This is a genomic window from Protofrankia sp. Cr1 (assembly GCF_963555865.1).
In the GTDB taxonomy this organism is placed as follows: domain Bacteria; phylum Actinomycetota; class Actinomycetes; order Frankiales; family Frankiaceae; genus Protofrankia.
Genome location: NZ_CAUVXO010000273.1, coordinates 4,147 through 7,340 on the forward strand (window position 1 = coordinate 4,147; position 3,194 = coordinate 7,340).

A 3,194-nucleotide genomic window follows, 5' to 3' on the forward strand; every position below is an offset into this window, starting at 1 on the left:
TTTTGCGCAAGCGTTCGCGCAAACGCTTGCGCACCTCTGTGATGCGAGTTACATTTCGCCCAGCTCAGAGCAACCCGGAGCTTCCGGTTGCCGGTCAGAAGGGGACAAGGGATGGTTGATCACATAGAGGTCGCACAGCTGCCGCCGTGTCGCGTGGGGGCGCGGGCGGGGATGAGGGATGCCGGCCGTGGCTGGGCGGACCGGTCTCGCCGTGGACGTGCAGCCGCCGGTTGGTGGCAGCGTGGGGTGCGGCTCGCGGCCGTGCCGGCTTTAGCTGCGCTCGTCCTTTCGGCGTGTGGCAGCTCGTCGAGCGACACGGGCACCCCCGCGGCCAGCTCCTCCAGTGCCGGCTCCAGCGCCGCCTCGAGTGCCGCGTCCGGCGCCGCCGTAACCGTTGGGCTGATCACGAAGACAGATACCAACCCGTTTTTCGTGAAGATGAAGGAGGGTGCGGAGGCGGCGGCGAAGGCCAAGGGGGCCAAGCTGTTGACCGCCGCCGGCAAGTTCGACGGTGACAACGCCAGTCAGGTCACCGCGATCGAGAACATGGTTGCGGCCGGGGCGAAGGGTATTCTGATCACTCCGAGTGATACCAAGGCGATTGTCCCGGCGGTCCAGAAGGCGCGGGCCAAGGGGGTGCTGGTCATCGCTTTGGACACTCCCACGGATCCGCAGTCTGCGGTGGATGCGCTGTTCGCGACGGATAACTTCACCGCGGGTGTGCTCATCGGTAAGTACGCCAAGGCGGTGCTGGGGAGCACGCCGGCTAAGATCGCCACATTGGATCTTGCTCCTGGTGTCACGGTCGGGGTGTTGCGTCACAACGGCTTCCTGTCGGGTTTCGGTGCCGCCGGCGTCGACGCGAGCGCGACGTCCCCGGTCAGCGCGCCGAGTGTCGTGTGTAGTCAGGACACCCAGGGCGACCAGGCCAAGGGGCAGACGGCGATGGAGAACTGTCTGCAGAAGGCTCCGGACATCAACCTCCTTTACACGATCAACGAGCCGGCTGCGTTGGGTGCATACACCGCGCTGAAGGCCGCGGGCAAGGAAAAGAATGTTCTGATCGTCTCGGTTGACGGTGGTTGCACCGGTGTGCAGGCTGTCCGGGACGGGAAGATCGCTGCGACTTCTCAGCAGTACCCGCTGAAGATGGCTGAGCAGGGTGTGAACGCTGTCGTCGCCTATGCGGCGAGCGGTACGAAGGCGTCCGGATACACCGACACCGGTGTCACTCTGGTCACTGCCAAGGCGGCGGACGGTGTCGAGTCGAAGGATGTCGACTTCGGTCTGGCTAACTGCTGGGGCTGATCTTCCATGCGGTGGGTCCGGTGACAGCGGGCCCACCGCCCAGGGTTCTTCTGATCGGGGTCCGTATGGGCCTGTCCTTTTTCTTGTTCACGGCTCCTGGGGTTCACGAAACATTGGACTGCGCATGATGACGACGACGGTTGCCGAGCCGGCTGCCGGGGCCCGCGCGAGTGCTCGCGCGGGCCTGCGGCAGGTGCTCGGCATATCCACCTTTGGTCCGCTGGCCGCTCTGTTTCTGGCCGGTATCTTCTTCTCGATCAAATCTGATCGTTTCCTGACCGGCACCAACCTGTCTCTCGTTCTCCAGCAGGTCATGGTCGTCGGCACGCTGGCGATCGGGCAGACGTTGGTGATCCTCACCGCTGGCATCGATTTGTCCAACGGTGCCATCATGGCGCTGGGAAACATCGTGATGACCAGTCTGGCGGTCGAGTCCGGGCTCAACCCGTACCTGGCGATCGCCCTCGGACTACTGGTCTGCGCCGGCTTCGGCCTGCTCAACGGGGGTTTGGTGACCTCTCTGCGGCTGCCGCCCTTCATTGTCACGCTGGGCACGTTGAACATCGCCTTCGCGCTGACGCATATCTACTCGGACGAGCAGACGGTGTCCGGCCTACCGTCGGCACTGACCTACTTCGGGAAGACGTTCAGCATCGGCCAGACAGACGTCACGTATGGATCGGTGCTGATGCTGCTGCTGTTCGCCCTGCTCTGGTATGTGTTGAGCCAGACTGCGGCCGGTCGGCACGTCTACGCTGTGGGGGATAATCATGAGGCGGCCCGCCGGACCGGTATCCCGACCCGCCGCCTGCTGTTGACCGTATATGCGGCCGCGGGTCTGTTTTACGGCATCGCGGCCCTGCTCCTGGTATCCCGGACGGGCGTTGGTGACCCGAATGCCGGACAGACCGACAACCTCGACAGCATCACCGCCGTCGTCCTCGGTGGAACCAGCCTGTTCGGCGGGCGGGGCAGCGTCGTCGGGACTCTCATCGGCGCACTGATCGTCGGGGTCATCCGTAACGGCCTCCAGCTCATCGGGACCAAGTCGATTTACCAGGTTTTGATCACCGGCATACTTGTGATCGCCGCTGTCTCCATCGACCAGATCGCCCGAAGGAGGAACCAGTGAGTGTCACGGCGGACCAGACCACGAAGGCTGGTCGGGAGGACGTCGTCTTCGAGGCACGTGGCCTGGTCAAACGGTACGGTCACGTCACCGCGCTGGACGGCTGCGACTTCGAGCTGCGTGCCGGCGAGGTGCTTGCCGTCATCGGGGACAACGGAGCGGGAAAGTCGACCCTGATCAAAGCGCTGTCCGGCGCGGTGACGCCGGACCTGGGCGAGTTTCTGCTCGATGGCCACCCGGTCCGTTTCCACAGCCCGGCCGATGCCCGCGCGCACGGGATCGAGACTGTCTACCAGGATCTTGCCGTGGCGCCGGCGCTGGATATCGCCAGTAACATGTTCCTCGGTCGTGAGGTACGCCGTCGCGGACCGCTTGGCAGCGTGTTGCGGATGCTCGACAAACCGGCGATGAAGCGTCAGGCCGCGCAACAGATGAGCGAACTCAAGATTGGTCTGCGGTCGATGACGAACCCGGTCGAGGAGCTTTCCGGTGGTCAGCGCCAGGGTGTGGCCGTGGCCCGGGCCGCCGCGTTCGCACGCAAGCTCGTCATCATGGACGAGCCGACCGCGGCACTGGGCGTGCGGGAGTCCGGCCAGGTTCTCGAGCTCATCGGGCGCATCCGTGACCGTGGTCTGCCGGTGATCCTCATCAGCCACAACATGCCGCAGGTGTTCGAGGTGTCTGATCGGATACACATTCAGCGACTCGGACGGCGGGTTGACCTCATCTCTCCGAAGGAGCACACCATGGCCGAGGC

Annotated in this window: 3 protein-coding genes; all 3 read left to right on the top strand. The window is 64.5% G+C overall.

Translation table 11 applies throughout. From position 1 onward, the window contains the following. Window positions 1-261 precede the first annotated feature (261 nt). Window positions 262-1,308 (top strand): sugar ABC transporter substrate-binding protein, encoded by a 1,047-nt coding sequence (locus U9980_RS18740; protein WP_416210319.1) that lies wholly within the window; start codon window positions 262-264, stop codon window positions 1,306-1,308. A gap of 127 nt (window positions 1,309-1,435) precedes the next feature. Further along, on the top strand, window positions 1,436-2,440 hold the full coding sequence (locus tag U9980_RS18745; RefSeq protein WP_416210320.1) for an ABC transporter permease: 1,005 nt from the start codon (window positions 1,436-1,438) through the stop codon (window positions 2,438-2,440). Next, on the top strand, window positions 2,437-3,194 hold a 758-nt coding region (locus U9980_RS18750), incomplete at its 3' end, for an ATP-binding cassette domain-containing protein (protein ID WP_322769103.1). The genes U9980_RS18745 and U9980_RS18750, both read left to right, overlap by 4 nt.